The sequence below is a fragment of the Mucilaginibacter sp. genome (assembly GCF_965201005.1).
Lineage (GTDB): Bacteria > Bacteroidota > Bacteroidia > Sphingobacteriales > Sphingobacteriaceae > Mucilaginibacter_A.
On record NZ_OZ241747.1, the window covers coordinates 1,313,742 to 1,335,629 of the forward strand.

The following is a 21,888-nucleotide window of genomic DNA, read 5'->3' on the forward strand; positions in this document are numbered from 1 at the left end:
TTATCGGGTAAATTTCAAAACTTGATCCAATCCGGAAATTGTAAATGTATGTTTTGATTAACATCTTCTCTTGGCGACCATTGATGCGGTGCAATTACAATCTTATCTAAGTTACGGTTTAAAACTGCGCCCCACCAGCTAAAAGTGCTGTTGGCAATAATTTGATGTTTGCAGTGCCGCATCAAATCTAAATCAATATAATCCGGATTGCCATTAACATAAAAGTTTGTAGTACCGGTTTTTATATTAGATTTTACCCATTCCAGATCATCAGAAAAAAAGTAAAAGTTAGGTTCAGCAATATTTTCCTTGATGTGCTGAATAGCTTTGTTGTAATATTCAATCGGCAAAACGCCCATTAGATAATTGGCCCCAGGATCGGTTACATAGTCACCACGGCGGATATGAACGGCAACTGCAAACGGATCATTTTTGATTTTTCTTAGCCAATTATTTACATCTAACACCGGATGATCTTTTAAAGTCAATTCCTCGAAAATTTCCGGTTGCAAACATTCGTAATATTTATAATGCTGCCAGTACCCTTCTATGTAAACTTCGTTTGGTGTTTTATAAACTTCGGGTTCCAATATCCACCAGGTAGCTTCTTTAAAATAAATTTTAGTATGTTTCGGAAACAAGACAGGTTCTAAGTTGCGATATACTTTTGCGTAGAACGAAGTTTGCTGATGCAGGTTATTGTAACGATTGATTTCTTTTTCAAATGGAAGTAGTTGAGATTCAGTTGCAACTTCAGCAGCAATGTTAAAATGATCTAATTTATAACTTCGGAGGTTTTGATCTCTAAAAAAAGAAATGTCTAACAATAACGGTACTTCTTTTAGCAGGGATAATTGCCTGCCCATTGCATATTGCAACAATTGATTCCCTAAACCACTAACTAACTTTGTAACTACCAATTATTATTTCTATCGATTAAGTTGTGTATAGTTCAGAGTAATTTATTGTAAACTTAATTGCAAAAATTCTTTTATTTTTTGATGAACAGCTTCTTTTGAAAAATCCTGTAAAGTGTTCCAGGCGTTGGTCACCAAATTTTGGTAAGCACTAAAATTGTTGATAATTTCCACAACTTCTTTTGCAATATCACGCTCGTTATTAGTTTCAATACAAATGCCGCAATTATTATTTTTTATAAACTTATTGTTGGCTGCATAACTTGGTGCACAACTAATAATCAAGCGCTTTGATTTACAATAATCTGTAACTTTAGTTTGAAGTGATCCGGTAGAATGGGTATAATTTTCCGAACTAAAAGAAGCAGTGATCAAAAGTGCATCCGCTTCGTTCAGTTTCTGATGGACTTGATTATAAGGCAGATGTCCACCGTAAACAACACCTAAAGGTTCCAATTCAGCTTTGCGCCATTTCCATTGACTTTCTTGCGTATAAAGTATCAGTTGTGCTTTAAGTTGAACAGGAAGCAACTTTAAAGCTTTTGCAAATGCCAAAAAACTATCAAAGTGCATAGGCCACAATGCACCGGCATAAGCAATTTTAAATGGGTTGTGTTTAACAGGAATACTGTCTTGTGGTGCATCACTTAAATCAACCGGGTTCCTAATGTATAAAATCTTTTCCGGTTTTGCCTGATAGCGTTCTGCCAGCAGGTTTCCAAGTTCTTCGCCAATCATCATCCAATATTTGTTTTTTTGCAACATTTTTTGAATAATGTTGTGAACCAGTTTTCCGACTTTGTCTTGTTTATTTTTATACATCCAATCATCCATAAAGTATGGAATTATCGGTGCAAAAAGATCATTGTTGTTAAACAGTTTGTCATGCATCAATATACCTGATGAAGTATTGGAGCAGGAGATAACAACATCGGGCGCAAACATTAAGATTTCCTGCTTTAGCTTATTATATTGATTTTGCTGAAAAATGTAAAAATTGATTTGGTTAACAAAAGGTAATAAAAACTTTGTAAAACGATTTACCGGAAAATTGATTAAGTTAAGTTTATAACTTTTATAACGATTTGTATAAGGTTCAACAGAACCCAATTTTTGTAAAGTTTTTTTGTCAACTTCAGTAATTCCCATAAAATCTTTGGGATCAATAAAGGAAAACAAGTTGTATAAGGTTTGATTGATGCCACCTTCATTTAAAGCCATCGGGGCATCGCCAAACAATAAAATTTTCATTTAATTGGTGTTGTTTTGATACTTGACAATCTTTTTTCCGGATAGTTTTTTAACCCAGTATTTGCCGTAAATTGGAAAAAGATCAGTCCAGAAACTTTTGTATTTCCAGAAAGAATTTAATAATACCGAGAAATGTTTTTCGGTATCAAAACGGTTTTCGTAATAAAGTAACTTGATGATATTTGCCGGAAAATAACTTTTGATCAAATTGACATTTGTAATATCAATTATCCTTTTGTCATAACCTTCTTTCACTAAAGATTTTAAAATATAATTATAGTTTTTAGCAAAAGTAGTTACAAACTGATAGCTTCCGGAGTTGTTTTGTTTTGCCGCAAACAAGGGTGTTTGTATAAAAAGATTTTCCTGTGCTGCAAAAATAGCTTTCATCGTCCAGCCAATTTGTACAATGTTGGTGTGCATGTATTTTTTATAGCTCGTGTCACCTTGTAAAATTTCCTTGTTTATAATATTTCCACTGATAAAAGTAGCATAGTAATGAATACTTTTTACAAATTCAACAGGCTGATTGTAAATAATTGTTTGTGCTTCTTTTACAGGTGTTTCGTCAACCTCTGCTTCGTTGTGAAATGGAATGCAATGCATGTAAACATCTCCGAAATCTTTGTTTTTTAATAAATTGATAATGATATTTAAACTTCCGGCAATCAGGTATTCATCATCACCCAAAACCCAGACATACTTGCCATTTGCTTTTTCAAAACATAGCGATGATGTAGAATCAGGTCCCAAATTGGTTTCTCTTTCATAATAATCAATTTTCATTTTTGATGAATACTGATCAATTATATTTTTGGTATGATCTGTAGAAGCATTGTTTGCAATAATCAACTCTATATCTTTTTCAACACCATCAAATTGCATCAATATTGAATTTAAACAACGATCCAAGTATTTCGCCCGGTTATAAGTAGGGATACCAATAGTTAGTAATGGTTTTTGCATGAAGCTGAAGTTGGAAATTTACTAATATACATTACAAAAAACTTTTGCTTACAACTTATCAATTAAAGGAAAATATCGATTTATATTTTTGTAGAACCCATTTTTACTAAAATATTGCTCCCATAGTTTTCTATTGCTTTGTTGCAATTCTATAAATTGTTCGGGTGATTTTGACTGATGAAAATTTAATATATACTGCCCGGCTTTACTTGCATCTTTTTCTTCAACCCAAACAACATGGTTTTTCCAATTTATAAACTCTTCAAAAGGTAAAACACAATCTGTATTAATAAAAACCGGGATGCGGCCTGCACTTAAAATTTCATACAATCTGAAAGAATAATTGCCATGGCCGCTTACACAGATATTGTATTGGTTGTTAAATACATTATTTACAAAAGGTAATTTGCCATTAATTGGGTCCCAGCTTTGTTCTATTGTGGTAAAGCTGATATCGGTTTTAATATTTTTATTTTGGATGCAAGAACCAATTGCATCCCGCCGGGCCAGATACCCAAAGTTGTAATGCAAGTTAAGCTGCTTTTGTATGCCGGAAAATTTAAAAAGTTGGTTCAGCTTTCTTTTGATTTGCAGTTTAACCGGCAGTTGCAACGGTGCAGATTGCCCGCGAAAACCTACACTTGGCGATGCTGTTTTTATCAGGTAAAAATCAGCCTCAGTTATTGGCTTCTTGGTCCTGAGGTCATCACCATAAGCCGGCATAGCAAATTCGTTATTGTCTTTTTTCGTTTTCAGCAATGAAGTCCTGAACACAATTGCATTCGATATATCAAGTTTTTTTACCGGATCATAATAATAAAACAAGATGATTTTCTTTTTGCAATCAGATGCCATTTCTGCCATCAAATCAAAATCTTTTCTTAAAGTTTGTATTTCGTTTTTTGTATAATTAAAGTGATTGTACTCATGTTCTGTGTAACCATAAAGCTTTTCATAAGATACCGGAAACAGAAAAAAATCTGCCAGCTGCGGTTGCGATACTATTGTGGAATGAATTGCTAATTGTTCAATAATTTCTTCTGTACCATACTTTTGCGGATAGCCATTTCCAACATAAAGTTTATACATTTTTAGAATCATCAAAAGCTGAAAATTTTTTACGGGCGTAACTGATCAACTCTTCATCCGCCAGATTCCACCATTCATCTTGTTCTAACTGTCGTATTGTCCCGGCTGTAAATCTATCTTTAATCTTTTTTGCCGGCACACCTGCCACAATGCTATAAGGCTCAACATTTTTGGTAACCACAGCTCCGGCACCAATTACGCTGCCGTTGCCAATGGTAATTCCCGAACGAATATAGGCATTGTAACCAATCCAAACATCGTTCCCAATAGTTGTGGTAGCAAATTCTTTGATTTCTTTCTGAAAAAATTTATTTGTATTGAACGGATTTTCCTTTTTATAAAACACAGGCGAAGTTGAAAATTGCGTATAGAGATGTTCTGCATGGCCAATAGTTGCATTTTCTGCAATTGAACAAAAAGCTCCGATTATAGTGTTGAAAACCCGGTTGTTTCCGGCCAGATAAGTATAACTTCCGATGCTGCTGTTGGAAATTGCAGTCCGGTTGCCAACATGAATATGGTTCGCAAGTTTGGCGGAAAACAAAATAACTTCAGGCAACAGGGTTACCTCGCTACCAATTTCAGAAGAAAATACAGATGCTTTTTTTATCACACAATTATTGGCCAAACTTGTATAGTGGATTGTTGAACGATCAATCTTATTATTTACCCCAACTTTAATATCCGTAGATAAATCTGAATTTAGGGTGATTGTGTTCCGGCTGTTTTTTAAAATAACTAATAATGTTTTTAAAAACTTAAACATGCTGCGTTAAAATTTAAGAGCCTATTTAAAATTTGTATCAGAATAAATGGAATGCTTCTTTTACCATATAAATTTTAGTGTCCGTATCAACTTTAAATAAGAAACTTACCATGTTTTAGGTGATAAAAGAAGTATTCAAAATCGATCCAACAAATTTTAAACAGGCTCTAAGTTCCTACAACAAAAAATATAGGATAAAAACAGTATGCAGTTTTTTAAAAAATCCGCCATTCCTGAGCATCAATTCCATGCCATGCTTTTGCTTTTCGCCGCATCCCAACAAAACTACCAACGTTAGAACTGATCGTACCGATAAATATTTCAGACCGGTATAAAGCTTCAGTATCTGCAAGTAGATTGATTAAAGTTTCTTTTTTGGATGCTTTACTTTGACTATTGTATGCACCTTCATCAAACCCGGTTTCGGTTTGTTTGCAAAATGTGTAAATGTTGTATTCAGAATATTCTGACTTAATTTTTGCAATACTGCTGTAATTATCAGTTGCAACAAACAAGTTTTTATCTGTAGATAGCGAGGTTATAAGATTGATATAGGACTGAATGGCATAATTTTTTTTCTCAATATCACCACTTCTGATGTGCACGCCCAGGTAGGAGGGTGGCAAGTTTAAACTATCGATTTCGCTTTCAATAATTGCTTGGACATTAGGTTGATAACGCCAAATATGTTTTACCAGCACGTGCATGGCTGATAAAAAATCACCTTTTATTTCTAATTCCTGGAACTTAAAACTTTCATTATAAAATTTAGCATCTTTAATATAAGGCCAAATATCCTGTGTTAAATATGCCACACCTAAACTTTTACGGATAAATTTTAATTTAACGATATTGGTTAGGGAATAGCTAATTTGATGGCTGCGGGCATTATATTTTAAATGAAGATTACTTTGGCTTTCTTCACAAAAAGGCAAAAAATAATCTTCCCAGCCTTTTTGATATGCAAAGTTGTTTTCTTTAGAAGACAAAACAAATTTGATTTTATGTTGAAGACAGTACAAAACGGCCATCAGCATGTGGTTGATCTCTGAAAAAAAACCTGCCGAAATACCAACCCTGAACACTAAAGTTTTACTGAAAGAATTATTCAGTTTGTTATAGTTGTCAATCCAGGTTTCAGTTTTCATTCCTGTTGATTAAAAAGAAACCAATTTCATTGTAAGTCAAGTATTTACCAGAGGCTGTTGTGCGTCCGTGTTTAATCATGTTCACACCGTCAATACCCAGGTATTTCTCAATGTTTGGATAACTCAATTCGATATTTAAGTAATATTCGCCATTTACCAAGTTGGAAGGAAGATGCAAATTATCTTTAAACACAAACTTGCCAGCGGGAAAGGATAAAATCTCGGCATCCATGTGTGCCGGACTATAAAATGAAACCAATACACCTTCCAAAGTATAAACTTTAATTTCTATGTTAAACTGAAGGTTTTCTGAGGTATAACCATCAATTTCAATATCTAACCTATTATCATCAGTTCCGATTTCCAAAGTAGCGTCTGTACTATTGTTAATTAAAATCCGGTCAATAGTTAATGCAGCGTGTTTGACTTTAATTAGCTGGGTTAAATTTTTGTCTTCTTTAACTATTCCCTGTTCCTTGTAAAAAGTGATTGCCCCTTCCACTAATCCGTTGTAACCGATGGAGCCTTTGTCCAGTACAATGCCTCTTTTACACAACTGTTTTACCGAAGCCATGTTATGGCTAACAAATAAAACCGTACGGCCTTCGCCCTGGCTCACTTCGCCCATTTTGCCCAAACATTTTTTTTGAAATTCGGCATCACCTACGGCCAGCACTTCGTCCACAATCAAAATTTCAGATTCCAGGTGTGCTGCCACTGCAAAAGCCAAGCGCACGTACATGCCTGAGGAATAGCGTTTTACAGGCGTATCTACATAGCGTTCCACCCCTGCAAAATCAACAATTTCATCAAACTTAGAAGCGATTTCGCGTTTACGCATTCCCAGGATGGCACCATTCAGATAAATATTTTCCCGGCCGCTCAGCTCCGGATGGAAGCCAGTGCCAACTTCCAGTAAACTTGCAATCCGGCCTTTAACTTTAATATTGCCGGTTGTAGGGGCGGTAACCCGGCTCAGTAATTTCAATAATGTACTTTTGCCTGCACCGTTTCGGCCAATAATACCAATTGCATCGCCTTGGTTGATGTTAAAATTAAGGTCTTTCAAACTCCATACCACGCCACTGGTATCTTTGCTGGTACGATCATTGGTTTCCCCAATTTTTAAGAAAGGGTCTTCTTTACCTCTTATCCTTGCAAACCAGCGTTCTAAATCCCTGGAAATGGTTCCTGTACCTATTTGCCCTAACTGGTATGCTTTTGAAAGATTTTCAACCTTTATGGCTGTAGACATGTATATGTTTAAATAACTTAATTTCTTTGTCCAATTTTTTTTGCCGGTACACCACCCCAAATTTCATAAGCAGGTATAGATTTTGTAACTACTGCTCCGGCAGCTACTATTGCACCATCTCCTATGTTTACGCCTTTCAAAACAATCACGTTGCAACCCAGCCACACATCGTTACCAATAATTATTTTGATACGTGCACCATATTGGCTAAGCATCAACTGATTCATTTCGATGCCGTGGTCATGGTCTATGAATTTACAACCCGAAGCGATTAAGCAATCATCTCCAATTTTAATTCCTTCATTAATATTAAATTCGCAATTTGTACCGATAAAAACAGTATTGCCAATCACAATCCGTGGGCCGGGAAGCCAGGGGCCATCATATTTAAAATTGATGTTTCTTTCTAAAATAGATTTACTTCCGATTGAAACTTGGTGTGGCCAGGAAACAAACATTTTTGACAAGTTGACATCCGGTTCGATCTTCATGCCCCAAAGTTGAAACCACAATTTTCTTGATGAGTTTATAAACCCATTAGCAAATTTGAAGCGTAGATAAAAACCGATACGGTGAACTAACACTGTTTTATTTTATGAAAAAAAAGCTATTTTCCCAATCTGTAAATAGGTGGCAGGTTTATACCATAAGTATTTGAAAAAGTTATTAAAAGAGAACAGATACTTTTTTGCAGCATTATAATCTTTAACAATGATATAATGACTGATCACCATAGATAAATCTGTTTTTAACACCTGATGAAACACGTTCGGATGAGTAATATTAGTTTTAAACTCATATAAGATTTTCAGTTTTCTTTCGCCTGCGTTATTTTGAAAGCTTGAAGTTACAGAATCATCCGAAATATTGTAGGCGGTTGTATATTCATTAATAAAATAAAAGCCTAAATGATATTCTACCGTAGCACGTAAAGCAAAATCAAAATCACATGCAGTACCTATTTCTTCTTCTAATCTTGAACCAATCGCTTTTGCATGTTCAGTTAATAAGATATACCCATCATTCGGGCATTGCTGCAGCATAGCCATTGCAATACTATCTTTTTGTTTTCCTTCAAAAGAAGCATTTCTTTTGAAATCAGTATTTACACTGTCAGAGTTGGGATAATCAAAGTTATTATTATAGGTAACCTGTTTTCCAAAAACGATGTAGTTCTCGTTTTCTGTAGCTTTATCCAGTAACCTATTAATCGATCCATCTAAAAAGAAGTCATCATCGTGCATGAGACAAAAACATTTTCCGGTAGCCCTGGAGATTAATGACCCAACATTGGCATTTTGTCCTTTTGCTGGCTGATGATGCTCATATCTTATGACTATGTTAGATGGGAGGGTTACTATTACTTCATTCAAAGAGCCTTCGTTGTTGACTTTCGAATCATCACCTATTAAAATTTCGATAAAGTATTGGGTAATATCTTTTTGGGTGATAATGGATTTCAATAATCTTTTTAATAAATCTGGCCGCTGATAAGTTGGTATTCCAATTGATAAATCAAACATTGTATATGTTTATAAATTTTAATGAAACCATCTGATATAAGAAGCATTATAATTTAAATCTTTGATTCTTTCAGATTTAAATTTTGCGGGCACGCCATTATATATACCATAACTAACCGTAGATTTTGTAAGTAATGATTTAGCACCTAAAACAGATGCAGTTCCCATTACTACCCCAGGTAAAATCATAGCATCAGACCCGATGAAAACGTGATCTTTGATTAAGATTTCTTTTTGTCGACCGGTACAGTTAGTAGTTTGGATGTCGTGATCAGCAGTAATTAAACTAACGGATGGGGAAATAGAAACATCATTACCAATAAAAACACCACCGCGGTTATCAATACGGCAGTATTGATTTATCGTGCTGTTAATTCCCATTGCAAAATTTGTAACAGCTGTAAATTTGCAGCCTAAATGGATACTGCTCCCTTTACCAATTTTAAATTTCATAATATATCTATAATAAGATAACCTGATGAAATGAAATGGGACAATTCCAATGATAAAATTACATATATAAACTTTTAGATCGTGTAGCATTAAAATATTCCTTGAACGATTCTTTTAAAATATAGCAAACAAAGGCTAATTTCAAAGCTTTTCCATCTTTTAAAAAGATTGCAGTACGTTATAAAGCCTCTTGTTAGTTTTACTACATAGTCAAAACCTGCTCTTTTTCTAATAGATTTACGATGGTAATACAAAAAATCCTTTAAAAAACTTTTTAGTTCACCATTTGGAATATAGGAGTTATTACTGTCATGTTTCCTGTAATATCCCCAGATAGCTGTGTTATCAAAATATACTTTGGGATTAACAAGCGAACACCTATACCATAATTCAGCGTCGCAAGCTTGTGTCTTTAAAAAAAGTTTACCGTTATCCAATTTAACTTTTTGTAACAACGAATTTTTTATTAAAGTATAATTCCAGTGATAAGAACCCCTAAAGTAAAGTTTATCCCACAAACTGGTAACCATTCCTCCTTTTTCCTCAACATGATCCGGATATAAATAAGTTTCTCCGGTTTCAGAAATTAATATTTCAAACTTTCCAGTAATAATATCAAGGGAAGGATCAGAATCAAATCTATTCAAAAAACTAAGAACTAAATTACGATTCAGCAAATCATCAGCGTTAAAGATTATAACATATTCCCCATTAACTTTATCATAAGCTGCATTCCAATTATCCCCAATACCCAAGTTTGTATCATTTCTACATAATCTAACTTTTGTATTATCGCCGTATAGTTGATTAACTAATTCCCAAGTTCCGTCCGTAGATCGATCATCCTGTAAAATAATTTCAATATTATCATATGTTTGGCTTAAACAACTATTTATAGTCTCTTCAATATACTCGGCTGCATTGTATGCAGGGATTATGATGCTTACAAGTGGATTTTCCAATACTCTTTTTTATTTATGGTAAATATATTTATGGTTCAATGATTTCACCAAATTTATATTATCATTGAATATTACTCTAAATAATGATGTAGTTTAAATATAAAAAATCACCTAAGATTGCGCCACTTTTTGCTAACGGCTTTTATGATGTTTAATTTTAAGTTCGTTAAAATAAAAAAATATTTTTTTGATAAGGTAATTTTGTAATTTATTAATTAATATCACTCTTAAATAATCTGGATTGGATAATCCTTATAACTTTATATATAGGATAGAAAGGTTTTCTACTTTTGATAGAGTATTTAATTAATTCTTTTATTGCTAATACTTTGTCACCATAATGAATATTATATTCATATATCTCTTTACTTAATAGTATTCTGTGCATGCTCAACAGCTTAGTAATATAAGAATTGTTTACAAAGCTACTATCACACGTTATACAAAGCGCTATAAAATCAATTATACTATTTCTCGCAACAATTCTGGACAACAACATTTTATCCCTCACTTTAGACATGTTTGAATCATGATCGCGAACCAATAAATGCGTGCCCGGACGATCATCAAAATGAAAGTAAAATCCAGATAATGCTGTGCGAGACCAATATTCCCAATCCTCCAGACCATATAGTGTTTCGTTAAATCCGCCAATGGTTTCGTAGATAAGTCTTCGAAATATCACGCAGCCGGGCAGAAAAAATGTATCTATAATAAGAGCGTTGATTACTAACTCGTTTCTCCCAGATACCCCAAGGTCGTTCGGTAATTTGAAAAGTAGAAAAACTCTTTCCTTAGCTTCGCTTGAAAAAATTAGCATTTCGCTATATACAAAGTCGATACTTTTATTTGCTTCGAGTAATTCAACTTGCAATCGTAATTTATCAACTTCTAAAAAATCATCTGCATCAAGTAACTGAATATATTTCCCCGCAGATCTGGCTAATGCAGTATTACGGGCGCCAGGTAAACCTTTATTTGATTGACTGATATAAATGAATCGATTATCGCTTCGTGCAAATGCATTTGCAACTTCCTCTGTATTGTCTGATGATCCGTCGTTTACTACAATACATTCCCAATTTTGATATGTTTGATTTATCAAGCTTTGTAAAGTTTCACCTAAGTATCTTCCGTAATTATAACAAGGAGTTATAATGGATACCAAAGGGTTAGAATCAGCCATATCTGTTAAATAATTGAACTTTTGTGATAAAATTGATCGGATAATAGCTTAGCTGCAAACTTAGGATTTGCCATAATTAAGCTTAGCTGTTTGTTTAAAAAGAGCGAAATTTTTTTATTTCTTTTTAACGAAAGATAGGCAAAATCTTTAAAATTTTTTAATTCAGCACCGTAACTTCTATTCTTTGCTTCTTGAGAAACTAATTTATTTTTGATAATTAAAGCATGGGCAAGTACTAATTCATAATATTTTAAGCCGTTTCCAAATGATTCTTTACTAGTATTTATAGCATGATCTCTAAAATAGTTTAGGGGCTTGGATATATAATAAATATCAGATAACATTAAAATTTTAATATACAACAACATGTCGCCGGCATATCTAAATTTTTCGTTAGCCATACCTGCTTTAACAATATATCTTTTGCTAAATAACGCCGAACTTGCATTATCAATTATATTATGAAAAAGCAGGTAATTGTTCACTTCGTCAATTCCTAAATTTGTATAATCAGCTTCCCAGCGTTGGGTAGAAAATCTCTCGTTTTTCCAGAGATGGGTACATTTTAGTTTTTCGCCATACTCATCCATATAATACGAATCGCAGTAAACGATACCTAACTTAGGATTCTGTTCAAATGGTTTGATTAATTCCTCTAAAAAAGTATTGGCAGCAGCATCATCACTTTCGGCAAACCAGATCAGTTCACCTTTTGCTAAACGGATACCTTTATTCCACTGTTTAAAAGTAGTGCCGCTATTAACTTCATTATAAACAATTTGTGATACTTTTGGATGGCTTCGGTATTGTTCAATAACTTTTTTGCTATTGTCTGTTGATTTGTCATCCAGAATAATTATTTCAAAATCTTGGTATGTTTGATTCAAAACAGAATCAATGCGTTCCTGAAGATAAATTGCGTGATTGTAGTTAGGGATTATTACAGAAACCATATCAGTTTGCAATAATATTTTTTATTAATTCTAATCTGACAGCACCAGCCGCATTTTGGCTAAATTTTGATTTTGCCAAATTTTGTGCATTTACTGCTAACTTTTCTCGTAATGACGTGTTTTTAACTAAATTGATAATGGATTTTGCAAATTCAACATTAGAATTCGATATAATAATTTCTTTCAAATGAGTAATCCCAAGCCCTTCACATCCGATTGATGTTGATATAATTGGAGTGCCATGTGCCATAGCATACAAAATTTTAGTTCTAATCCCACTTCCTAACCTTAGTGGCACAACCATGATACTGTTTTTACAATATGTTATAAGATCATCTACAAAGCCGGAAAAGATAATTTGGTTGTTGCATTTTTTTAAAATCTGATCCATATTTTCTTTACTCCACTTGCCAATAACGTGTAGTTGTAATGAAGATGGCAACAATGGTATAATCTCATTTGTAAACCACTGTACTGCGTCTAAGTTAGGAAAATGCGAATCGCCACCAATAAAAGTTAATTTATCAATAGTTTCATTGCTGTTGGTTATATTAACAAAATCAGCATTTAAAATTGGAAAAGGTGAGGTAAACACTTTCCCTTTCAACTCTGGAAAAACTTCTAATTTTTTTTTATCATCATTACTGAAAACAACAATTGCATCATAAAAGCTAAGCATTTTTACCTCTAATGCTTTTACATGATTTATTATATAATTTTGATAAATAGCATCCGTGTTATCAAACCCAGTCAGTAATCGTGCAAATCTTATTTCATGGTGAACAAAGATTTTTTTTGTATGTTTTGGTATAATATTAGACAAGTCAATAAAATCTAATAGATCTATTTGAACCAAATCATATGTTTTTTTGTTTGCAATTTTAGTTAACTGACTAATGAAACTTTTACTTTTTAAGTAAGTTAAATTAAAAATATTAGGTTGATCGAAATCAGATTTTGGGATAGAAAAAAGCGGTTCTTTATTAATGTAACCTTTAATTAATTTTATTTGTTCTATAATTACTTGACTTAAAGTCTTTTTAGGAAAATTTAAATCATAAGTTGTGATAATTTCAAACTCCACATTTGGCCAAAGTGCTTTTAAAGAATCAATGTCGTTTAACTTTTCAATCCTATCAGCAAGTAATACCAGCGTTATATTATGATCATTTCTTAAATAATCAATCATTGCAAATTGAGATATTTTGCCGCCTTCTGTTAATGGAAAAGGTATATAAGGAGTGATAAATAATAAATTAATCAAGAAAGTATAATTATATTTTTGTTTAGATTTTTACTAATTATATAATTTCTAATAAATTGAACACGATCAAAATTATTCGATTTAAGATTAAGCTTAACTAATAAGTAATTATAAACAATATTGAAATGTTTGAAACTCCAGTAAAACGCTATAGTGATTTTTTTTATTAAGGATTTTTCTTCCCTCAGCAAAAACCTGAACCTATCAGTATCAAATACAAAAAACAATGCATTTAAATCATGCTTATTTTTAATATTAATTGTCTGGTTAGAAAAATTGAAAGCATGATTTGCCAGTTGGACTATTTTTTTTCGATGTGCGGCGGTGTTATTATAATTAGAATCTGTAGCTTGATCTGAATGCAATCTCCACGTCGCAAGTTTTTCCGGAACGTAAATAATGTTTTCTAATAGTGCAACCCGCATTCCCCATTCAAAATCCGCAATTGGCCCAACATCAGTTAAAAATACACCTACTTCTCTAAATACAGATTCTTTTATTAAAAGCTGAGTTATTGAAGTATATACCGTTTGTACAGACATATGAAGTATTCCATCATGTGGAGCTAAACGCTTGTGGGATTGTTGTAATAAAGTTCCAAAATATTGACTCGTCCAGTATTTCTCCCATGAATGATCAACCGGGTTATCATTTCCATCAATTATTGTTAAACCGCAATGAGCAATACTACAATCTGGATTTTTAATTAATGCATTCTGCATTTTTTCAATTAATTCATTAGACATTGTATCATCGCTCGTTGCAATGTATATGAATTCCCCATTCGCTCTATATATTCCTTCATTCCAAGCGTTATAAATACCTTTTTTTGGAAGCTGATATAGCCTAAATCTAACTTCCTTTTCTGTTTGGGATTTTAAATATTCCCAAGACCCGTTTGTTGAAAACCCGTCAATTACGATACATTCCCAATTTACAGATGTTTGATTCTTAATAGTTTCAAGCCTTTTTTTTAAAAAGTCAATAGGAGTATTTAAATTAGGAAGGACGATTGAAATCATTAATTGTATACTATAGTAAGCTATTTGATATCATTGTAAAACAAACTTATTTTGGATGTCAATTAATCCTGAGCCTTCTGACCAATATGGAGATTCTATATTTGATTTGACTAATTGAAAATTTAAAGTTAGTTGTGATTCTTCAGCATTACAAATCCATTTTTGGTGATGTAAACTAATATGAATATTGATTATATATTTTCCAGGCATTAGTATTTTAGTAGGAATCTGGGTAATGATGCTGTTTTTACCCTCCTTTAATTCCGGCCATGCCGATTGTTGTGAATCTGTTGTTAATGAAGTGAATAACACCCTTTCGTTTCCATCGATTAATTCATATCCAATTTTTAAAGCAGGATCATATTCAGTAATATTACCTTCAATCAATAAATTTAAAACTTCCTCGCTATCAACTACTGTACTTGTAATATCTTGTAAATTATTATTTAATAAAGCTACTTTAGTTAGGTTGAAACTTTTATCTTGGAATTTTTTATCTTTATTAAACCATAAGGTTTTAAGTTCTTTCGATTTATATTCTGCTAAATAAGCCGCTACGCATTCTGTAGCAGAACCATTAATCTCTACCGATCCTTTGTTTAATAATATGCCTTTGGTGCAAAGTGTGGCAATTGAACTCATATTATGACTTACAAACAAAACTGTTCGTCCTTCACCTTTACTTACTTCCCCCATTTTGCCCAGACACTTTTTTTGGAATTCCGCATCACCAACTGCTAATACTTCATCTACAATTAAAATTTCTGATTCCAAGTGTGCAGCTACTGCAAAAGCCAAACGCACATACATACCGGAAGAATAGCGTTTTACAGGTGTGTCAATGTACCTTTCTACACCGGCGAAATCTACAATCTGATCAAACTTGCGGGCAATTTCACGCTTGCGCATACCGAGGATTGCACCATTCAGGAAAATGTTTTCACGGCCAGTCAGTTCCGGGTGGAAACCGGTCCCCACTTCCAGCAAGCTGGCAATACGGCCCTTAACTTTTATAGTACCTGTAGTAGGGGAGGTAACCCGGCTAAGCAGTTTTAACAAGGTACTTTTACCAGCACCATTACGGCCAATAATCCCTACAGCATCGCCTTGCTGTATATCGAAACTGATGTTATTTAAACTCAATACCACATCACTGCTGCCTTTTACCGAACGGTCATTGGCTTCTCCGATAGTCATAAACGGATCTTCTTTACCGCGGACCCGGGCAATCCAGCGTTCTAAATCCCGGGAAAGTGTACCGGTACCGATAGTACCTAACTGATATGCTTTGGAGAGGTTTTCAACTTTAATAGCTGTTGACATAATTGTATAATTAATAGTTGCTATACTATTTTTAGCAATCGTATATAATATGATTAAGCATTCAGATGCAAATGCAGATTTTTATAAAACCCTTCTGGTGTAAAATATTCTTTCCAGATGTTTCGGATTTCAATCTGTAAATTTTTAAATTCATCAGGTGTTTTTTGTTGATGAAATGCCAATACTTTTTCCGGTATGTTCCCTATTTCATCTTCTTCTATCCAAACACAGTATTTCTTCCAATCGATTATAAAATCGAAGGGCAATACACAATCGGTATTTACAAATACTGGTATCCGGCCGCAGCACAAGGCTTCAAAAAACCGGATAGAATTATTACCATAGCCTCTTACACACAAAGTATAATCACTATCAATAATATTTTTTACATAGCCTTCCCTAAAGGAAGCATTCAATTCCTTTACGCCTCCGGGGTATAGACCACCCACCGGACCACCAAAACCAAAGTTAGACCGGATGATAAAATTATTTTTAACTTTTTTACTTCGCAATACAGATAATAAAGCCCTGACACGATATGAATGGGCAGAATAAGAAGGAAATTTTTTAATAAAACCAAGATAGTTTATACCCAGCCTTAATGCCTCTTTTAGCTTATAAAATCCGAATTTTTGTGCCATCGGCGGCGCATATCCGCAAAAACCAATGGTTGGAACAGTTGATTTTTCGCGTAACGGTAATTGGTTATTATAGATATTTTTCAATAAAATCCTCAAAGAAAAATGTGAAGGCAAATTCATTGTTTTTTCTTCTGGATTGATACAAGGTATTGCAAAAGATTATGGCATTTTTTATTTTAACATCAAAATAATCAATGTCAGATCCTAAAAATACAAATGTTTTTTTTCCGCTTTTTTCAGCGAGTTCAGCAAAAATTTTAATCTCCTGCTCAAACTTGACATCGTTTTCTTTTTGAGTATATCTAATGGGAAGCAAAAAAGCGTCGCTTTCTTCGATAGAAGTGAGTTCAATAAACCCTTTACCTTCTTTTTCATACTTGTCAAACCTCCCGATGGTGATATTCAATTCGGGGTTTCTTTCTTTACTGTCCTGGCCACAAAAAGGGACTAATAAATCAACTACAGGCTGATCTATTTTTAGTAGGTCAAGATCGGTATATAGTTTTAATTTATTTAAATCCAATGAGGTTAGTTTTATTAGATTTTTTTAGTGACAAGCTAAATGTTTTAATCTTGGTAAATTAAAAATATTATATAAACTGTAGTTCATAGTTATTATGTTCTATTTTCCCCATATAGAAGAATGGATTTTATCGTTTTGTTTAAAAAAAATATATTTTGAAGTGTAGGAAGTAACTATATTTTTTGCGATTGCATCCATTAATAACAGGTCAGGGGCTACTTGTGCTAATGGCGTTTGTAATTTAATCAGTTTTTTAACAGCATTGCAACGTACGGCATAAGCGTGTGTGCCAATATGGGCACCTTGCTTTTTCAAAAGTGAAGAGAACGGGGCAGGATAAGTTTTTTTCTTACGTACAACTGCTTTTGTTTTAATTCCAATTTTATAAAGAAAATGCGTTAAATAGTAATATTTTATTTTACCAAACAAGCTAAAATTATTATTAATAACATGGCCTAAATACAAAACTTCCCAGTTTTTTGGAGCTTGATTTAGTGTTTCAGCCAAATATTGTAAGTTTTCTTCTACAGGGATTACATCATCTTCTAATATCAATACTTTATCATCCGTATTATTACTAATGTATTCGTATATTTTTATGTGAGAAAGGGCACAAGCTATTTGATTAATATGGATAGGTTTTGTAGAAACCATATTCATATAATCCATATTGGTTTGTTTGTAGATTTCTTCGATATCGGGAGAAACTTCTCCTAACCCGATCATCTTTTTTAAATCTAAAGTAGCTCCATCAACACCTAAAAAAACCTCATAATTAAGCCCGTTTAAAACTTTTTTAATGGTTTCTAATCTTGATACATTTCTTTCAATTGTCAACAAAATTATTTTGTCGAAATAGGTATTTAATATTTCTAAAGGGTTCGAGCTAATCATACCGGCCATATTTTATTTGTTACATCTAAACAGTATCAACAAAACTTTTTTCTACTTTGTTAAAAATGACTGTTCCCAACATCAAAAAAGCGACCGTCATGATAGTGGAGTAACCTAAAGCACCCCAACTGAAACTTCCCCTGCCAAGAAAGCCGTACCGGAAAATTTCGATCAGTTCAGACATTGGGTTTAATGAAATCAGCCATATATATTTTGCAGGCGCAGCAGATAGGGGATAGATAATCGGTGTTGCATACATCAGTAGCTGAATGCCAAAAGTGATCAAAAAGGCTAGGTCACGATATTTGGTTGTCATGGCAGAAATAATCATGCCCAAACCCAAACCCATTGATGCCATCAAAACCACAACTAAAGGAAACAATGTAATTGCCCAGGTGAGATGAAAGTGTGCCCCTTTTACGGCATAAAATATCATCACCATTATAAATAAGAGAAATTGAACGCCAAAGCGCACCAGATTGCTCAAAACAATACTTAAAGGCATAATCAGTCTTGGAAAATAAACTTTTCCAAAGATGTCCGCATTGTCTTTAAACACAGTGGAAGTTTTTGTCAGGCAATCCGCAAAATAATTCCATGCGGTTATCCCAGCCATATAAAACAACGGCTGAGGCAAACCATCAGTAGGTATTTTTGCCAAGGTTCCAAACACAAAAGTGAACATGATCGTGGTGACCAAAGGCTGGACAAAAAACCAAATCGGACCTAAAATAGTCTGCTTATAAAAAGACACAAAATCCCTGCGTACAAGCAAACCCAATAAATCCCGATACTTCCAAACATCTTTTAAATGCAAATCAAATGCACTGTTTTGCGGTTTGATTTCCAGGTCCCAAACCTGATGTTGATCAGCAGTTAAGTTTTTGTCCATATATACGATACAAGAATGAAGTTTAAAATGCGTAGAGTTAGATACTAATTCTTTTTGTTATAAATTGATGATGCTTCTTTTATGCCAGTAAATTTTGCTTCTGTGATTATTGCTGATAAAAAACTGGTGTAATAGAGCAAATTTTGTGTGCTAAAAGAAGCATGTAAATAAAAGCCTTAAACTAATTTTGCCATGTTCTAATAGTTATTTGAAATTTTTAAAGCAGTAATACAAAAACTCAATAGATAATTTTTAAAAGTTATAAATGAAAGATTTGTATCCGTTTAATCATTTTGCAAATGTAATTATAATAAAACTTATACTCCATTAATAAATTTTCATTTTTTTTGACTATTGTACTTAAACGGCTTCGCCTTTTCAGTCCCATTAGTTACTAAATAATTTTTAATGATGACAATTCCCAATCATAAAAAACTAAACTTGGGTAACTGGTAGTTTAAGCAGCAGGCATAATAAATAAACATATGCCTTGGAACCGATTAAAACCGGGAAAAAAAATCTTTGAATTTAGATTTTAAGGATTTTTTTTCAACGTTTTGTGTATAGTAGCTGTTATCATAATGATAACCATTGCCATATTTTTGATTCTGAACACCGTTGAAAACAATGTTTAGTTTAGGTAAGCGCCGTTCTTTTGAAATGCGCTTGATGAAATCCAATTCTTCTTTAGAGGTATATCCCTGTCTGATGATGTATAGTGTTACCTCACTCAAATCTGCAACAATCATCGCATCGGTAACTAAATGAATGGGTGGGGTATCCAGCAAAATATCATCAAACTGTGTTTTCAATTCATCGAGCATTCCTTGCATCCTGTAATTTTCGAGTAGCTCTGATGGATTTTCAGGAATTGTGCCAGCACCAATAATGTACAATTCTGGTCTGATTAATGAAGGCTGAAGGATTTTCTGTAAGTCTGTGACCTTACCGGATAGATAATCACTGATACCTAAATGCTCTGGGCTTAAACCATAATTCTGAGAGATTTTGGGCTTTCTTAAATCCAATTCTAAAATTACAGTTTTTCTTCCTGATGCCGCAATTGCTAACCCTAAGCTACTGGCGATAAAACTCTTTCCTTCAGCGGAAGTGCTGGAAGTAAACAAAGTTACCCTTCCTTTTGCTTTATTTTGATGCAGGTGAAGCAACTTTGTCCGCAATTCTCTGATCTGCTCGCCAAAAATATTTCCATTTCTGCTGGTGATAGATTTCAGTGAATTACTTTCTTCATAATTGATTTCAGATACCACAGGTACTTTGGTACTGCTTTCGATTTCGCGTTTATCAATGATCTGATTTTTTAAAGCAGTTCTGCCATAAACAAACCCTGCAGGCAGCAGTAATCCTAAAATGAAAGCAGTTGTTAATACCAGCGGTGCTTTAGAAGGGGTCATACCCGCTTCATGCGGCGCATCAACAATTTGTACATCAGACAAGGTTGAAGCATAGTTTAAGGCAATCGTTTCGCGCTGTTGAGACAAATACAAATACTGATCTTCTTTTAACGTTTTTTGCCGAGTCAAACCAACAAACTCTTTTTCCTGGGCCGGAACTTCTTTAAAAGAAGACTCAAAACGCGAATTGTTTGATTCCAGCTCTCTTTTTGTGATCATTAAAGATGACCGGACACCACGCAATGCTTCTTTTATGGCATCTTTTATGGATTTGATTTGTTTATTGATTGGCTCAAAAATAGGGTTGCTTTCGGGCGTTGTTGCCAGCAGCTTATTTCTTTGTTGTAACACAATTGACAACTGATTGACCAATCCGGCAAGGGTTCCATCCGTAATACCAGTTGTAACCGGAACATTATTGTCATTCCGAGAAGAATTTACAAAGTTTTCTATACTGGACAAAATATCCAACTGGATTTTTAGTTCAGCAAGTTTTGCATCATTGTTTTGTACATTTCCCAGATAAGCACCCCCTTTTGCAGAAATATCGGTAAATTGATTACTGCTTTTATAACCTGCTGTTTTCCTTTCAGCATCATTAAGTTCTTGGGTAGTCTCTGCAATACGTTTATTAAGAAACTTAAGAGAATTAGCCTGAGCTAAATTTTTGTTTTCCTTTGTTTTGACAATATAATTGTCAATCAAGGCTTTTAAAAAGTTTTTACCTCTTTCCGGAACTTCATCGCTAACACTTAAATTTAAAAGGTTTGAACCGGTCGAGGAAGCTAAAACTTTAACATTGTTTTGATAAGCACTGGCTACTACATCAGGGTTACTTAAATTGATCCTGATTTTTTTACCAATATAATCAGGTGTAAACTTTGTAGCGGTAAGCATCCATTCACCAAAACTATTTTTTAAAACGGTATTGAAAGAAGTATTAAGGGTTGAACCATCCGACTTTAACAGTACAAAATGATTGTCTGCCAAAACAATAATATCAAAATATAAATTTCCGACAGGTTTAGTTTTATTTATTATTTTAAACCGGACAGGAGCTGTGCTATACACATCTTTTTGATAATATTTCCCTATTTCCTGATATTGTATCCATAAATTAAGGTCTTTAACTGCCTCCAAAACCAGTGGCCTTGACCTTAAAATTTCTATTTCATTATCAATTCCTTTTGAAACTTCACCTACGTTCAATTTTTCTAATGCTGTATTAGCCCCGGCAGATTTTCCATCATTGACTAAAACTTTAGCATCAGATTCAAACAAAGGTTTTTGTTTTTTAAGACTGTAATAGGCAATACCAGTTGTGATCAACACACCAATTAAAAACAATGGCCAGTGATAAACACAACGGGATAAAAAGTATTTTAAAGCGTTGAAATTATCAGTTTCTTCGTTTACCGGGTATTGCATTTGTTCTGTATCCATAT

The 21,888-nt window shown here is 33.5% G+C and carries 21 protein-coding genes; all 21 read right to left on the reverse strand.

The window, feature by feature from the left end; all coding sequences use genetic code 11:
• Positions 1–14: 14 nt before the first annotated feature.
• Positions 15–920 (reverse strand): alpha-1,2-fucosyltransferase, encoded by a 906-nt coding sequence (locus ACOFKR_RS06105; RefSeq protein ID WP_419803132.1) that lies wholly within the window; start codon positions 918–920, stop codon positions 15–17.
• A gap of 42 nt (positions 921–962) precedes the next feature.
• Positions 963–2,168, reverse strand: coding sequence for a hypothetical protein (locus tag ACOFKR_RS06110; RefSeq protein ID WP_419803133.1), 1,206 nt, complete (start codon positions 2,166–2,168; stop codon positions 963–965).
• Positions 2,169–3,134 carry a glycosyltransferase family 2 protein gene (locus ACOFKR_RS06115; protein ID WP_419803134.1) on the reverse strand — a complete coding sequence of 322 codons (966 nt, stop codon included), beginning with the start codon at positions 3,132–3,134 and terminating at the stop codon, positions 2,169–2,171.
• Positions 3,135–3,182: 48 nt separating this feature from the next.
• A complete protein-coding gene (locus ACOFKR_RS06120) occupies positions 3,183–4,223 on the reverse strand; it encodes an exostosin domain-containing protein (RefSeq protein ID WP_419803135.1) in 1,041 nt (346 codons plus the stop codon).
• Positions 4,216–4,989 (reverse strand): CatB-related O-acetyltransferase, encoded by a 774-nt coding sequence (locus tag ACOFKR_RS06125; protein WP_419803136.1) that lies wholly within the window; start codon positions 4,987–4,989, stop codon positions 4,216–4,218. The genes ACOFKR_RS06120 and ACOFKR_RS06125 overlap by 8 nt, the downstream gene beginning before the upstream one ends.
• 215 nt (positions 4,990–5,204) lie before the next feature.
• Positions 5,205–6,137, reverse strand: a complete 933-nt coding sequence (locus ACOFKR_RS06130) for a hypothetical protein (protein ID WP_419803137.1) — start codon at positions 6,135–6,137, stop codon at positions 5,205–5,207.
• Positions 6,127–7,392: an ABC transporter ATP-binding protein gene (locus tag ACOFKR_RS06135; RefSeq protein WP_419803138.1), complete on the reverse strand. Its 1,266-nt coding sequence runs from the start codon at positions 7,390–7,392 to the stop codon at positions 6,127–6,129. The genes ACOFKR_RS06130 and ACOFKR_RS06135 overlap by 11 nt, the downstream gene beginning before the upstream one ends.
• 17 nt (positions 7,393–7,409) lie before the next feature.
• Positions 7,410–7,976, reverse strand: a complete 567-nt coding sequence (locus ACOFKR_RS06140; protein WP_419803139.1) for an acyltransferase — start codon at positions 7,974–7,976, stop codon at positions 7,410–7,412.
• Positions 7,977–7,985: 9 nt separating this feature from the next.
• Positions 7,986–8,915, reverse strand: a complete 930-nt coding sequence (locus ACOFKR_RS06145) for a glycosyltransferase family 2 protein (RefSeq protein ID WP_419803140.1) — start codon at positions 8,913–8,915, stop codon at positions 7,986–7,988.
• 18 nt (positions 8,916–8,933) lie between these two features.
• A complete protein-coding gene (locus tag ACOFKR_RS06150; protein ID WP_419803141.1) occupies positions 8,934–9,368 on the reverse strand; it encodes an acyltransferase in 435 nt (144 codons plus the stop codon).
• Positions 9,369–9,457: 89 nt separating this feature from the next.
• Complete coding sequence (locus ACOFKR_RS06155; RefSeq protein ID WP_419803142.1) at positions 9,458–10,330, reverse strand: glycosyltransferase family 2 protein; 873 nt, start codon at positions 10,328–10,330, stop codon at positions 9,458–9,460.
• Between the two features lie 211 nt (positions 10,331–10,541).
• Positions 10,542–11,516: a glycosyltransferase family 2 protein gene (locus tag ACOFKR_RS06160; RefSeq protein ID WP_419803143.1), complete on the reverse strand. Its 975-nt coding sequence runs from the start codon at positions 11,514–11,516 to the stop codon at positions 10,542–10,544.
• Between the two features lie 5 nt (positions 11,517–11,521).
• Entirely contained in the window at positions 11,522–12,469 is a 948-nt protein-coding gene (locus tag ACOFKR_RS06165; protein ID WP_419803144.1) for a glycosyltransferase family 2 protein, read from the reverse strand.
• A 1-nt stretch (position 12,470) separates the two neighbouring features.
• Positions 12,471–13,733: a glycosyltransferase gene (locus tag ACOFKR_RS06170; protein ID WP_419803145.1), complete on the reverse strand. Its 1,263-nt coding sequence runs from the start codon at positions 13,731–13,733 to the stop codon at positions 12,471–12,473.
• Positions 13,730–14,755, reverse strand: coding sequence for a glycosyltransferase (locus ACOFKR_RS06175; RefSeq protein WP_419803146.1), 1,026 nt, complete (start codon positions 14,753–14,755; stop codon positions 13,730–13,732). The genes ACOFKR_RS06170 and ACOFKR_RS06175 overlap by 4 nt, the downstream gene beginning before the upstream one ends.
• Before the next feature lie 30 nt (positions 14,756–14,785).
• Positions 14,786–16,078 (reverse strand): ABC transporter ATP-binding protein, encoded by a 1,293-nt coding sequence (locus ACOFKR_RS06180; RefSeq protein WP_419803147.1) that lies wholly within the window; start codon positions 16,076–16,078, stop codon positions 14,786–14,788.
• 53 nt (positions 16,079–16,131) lie between these two features.
• Positions 16,132–16,803 carry an exostosin domain-containing protein gene (locus ACOFKR_RS06185; RefSeq protein ID WP_419803148.1) on the reverse strand — a complete coding sequence of 224 codons (672 nt, stop codon included), beginning with the start codon at positions 16,801–16,803 and terminating at the stop codon, positions 16,132–16,134.
• Complete coding sequence (locus ACOFKR_RS06190; protein ID WP_419803149.1) at positions 16,787–17,242, reverse strand: hypothetical protein; 456 nt, start codon at positions 17,240–17,242, stop codon at positions 16,787–16,789. The genes ACOFKR_RS06185 and ACOFKR_RS06190 overlap by 17 nt, the downstream gene beginning before the upstream one ends.
• Positions 17,243–17,341: 99 nt before the next feature.
• Positions 17,342–18,079: a glycosyltransferase family 25 protein gene (locus tag ACOFKR_RS06195; RefSeq protein WP_419803150.1), complete on the reverse strand. Its 738-nt coding sequence runs from the start codon at positions 18,077–18,079 to the stop codon at positions 17,342–17,344.
• A gap of 82 nt (positions 18,080–18,161) precedes the next feature.
• Entirely contained in the window at positions 18,162–19,028 is an 867-nt protein-coding gene (locus tag ACOFKR_RS06200; RefSeq protein ID WP_419803151.1) for an ABC transporter permease, read from the reverse strand.
• Between the two features lie 500 nt (positions 19,029–19,528).
• A complete protein-coding gene (locus tag ACOFKR_RS06205) occupies positions 19,529–21,886 on the reverse strand; it encodes a GumC family protein (RefSeq protein WP_419803152.1) in 2,358 nt (785 codons plus the stop codon).
• Positions 21,887–21,888 lie beyond the last annotated feature (2 nt).

Bases quoted from the DNA above. Each gene is read 5' to 3' on its own strand.
- ACOFKR_RS06180 (WP_419803147.1), bottom strand. From the start codon at position 16,078: ATGTCAACAGCTATTAAAGTTGAAAACCTCTCCAAAGCATATCAGTTA.
- ACOFKR_RS06135 (WP_419803138.1), bottom strand. From the start codon at position 7,392: ATGTCTACAGCCATAAAGGTTGAAAATCTTTCAAAAGCATACCAGTTA.
- ACOFKR_RS06120 (WP_419803135.1), bottom strand. From the start codon at position 4,223: ATGTATAAACTTTATGTTGGAAATGGCTATCCGCAAAAGTATGGTACA.
- ACOFKR_RS06200 (WP_419803151.1), bottom strand. From the start codon at position 19,028: ATGGACAAAAACTTAACTGCTGATCAACATCAGGTTTGGGACCTGGAA.
- ACOFKR_RS06130 (WP_419803137.1), bottom strand. From the start codon at position 6,137: ATGAAAACTGAAACCTGGATTGACAACTATAACAAACTGAATAATTCT.
- ACOFKR_RS06205 (WP_419803152.1), bottom strand. From the start codon at position 21,886: ATGGATACAGAACAAATGCAATACCCGGTAAACGAAGAAACTGATAAT.
- ACOFKR_RS06160 (WP_419803143.1), bottom strand. From the start codon at position 11,516: ATGGCTGATTCTAACCCTTTGGTATCCATTATAACTCCTTGTTATAAT.
- ACOFKR_RS06165 (WP_419803144.1), bottom strand. From the start codon at position 12,469: ATGGTTTCTGTAATAATCCCTAACTACAATCACGCAATTTATCTTCAG.
- ACOFKR_RS06125 (WP_419803136.1), bottom strand. From the start codon at position 4,989: ATGTTTAAGTTTTTAAAAACATTATTAGTTATTTTAAAAAACAGCCGG.
- ACOFKR_RS06150 (WP_419803141.1), bottom strand. From the start codon at position 9,368: ATGAAATTTAAAATTGGTAAAGGGAGCAGTATCCATTTAGGCTGCAAA.
- ACOFKR_RS06145 (WP_419803140.1), bottom strand. From the start codon at position 8,915: ATGTTTGATTTATCAATTGGAATACCAACTTATCAGCGGCCAGATTTA.
- ACOFKR_RS06115 (WP_419803134.1), bottom strand. From the start codon at position 3,134: ATGCAAAAACCATTACTAACTATTGGTATCCCTACTTATAACCGGGCG.
- ACOFKR_RS06110 (WP_419803133.1), bottom strand. From the start codon at position 2,168: ATGAAAATTTTATTGTTTGGCGATGCCCCGATGGCTTTAAATGAAGGT.
- ACOFKR_RS06175 (WP_419803146.1), bottom strand. From the start codon at position 14,755: ATGATTTCAATCGTCCTTCCTAATTTAAATACTCCTATTGACTTTTTA.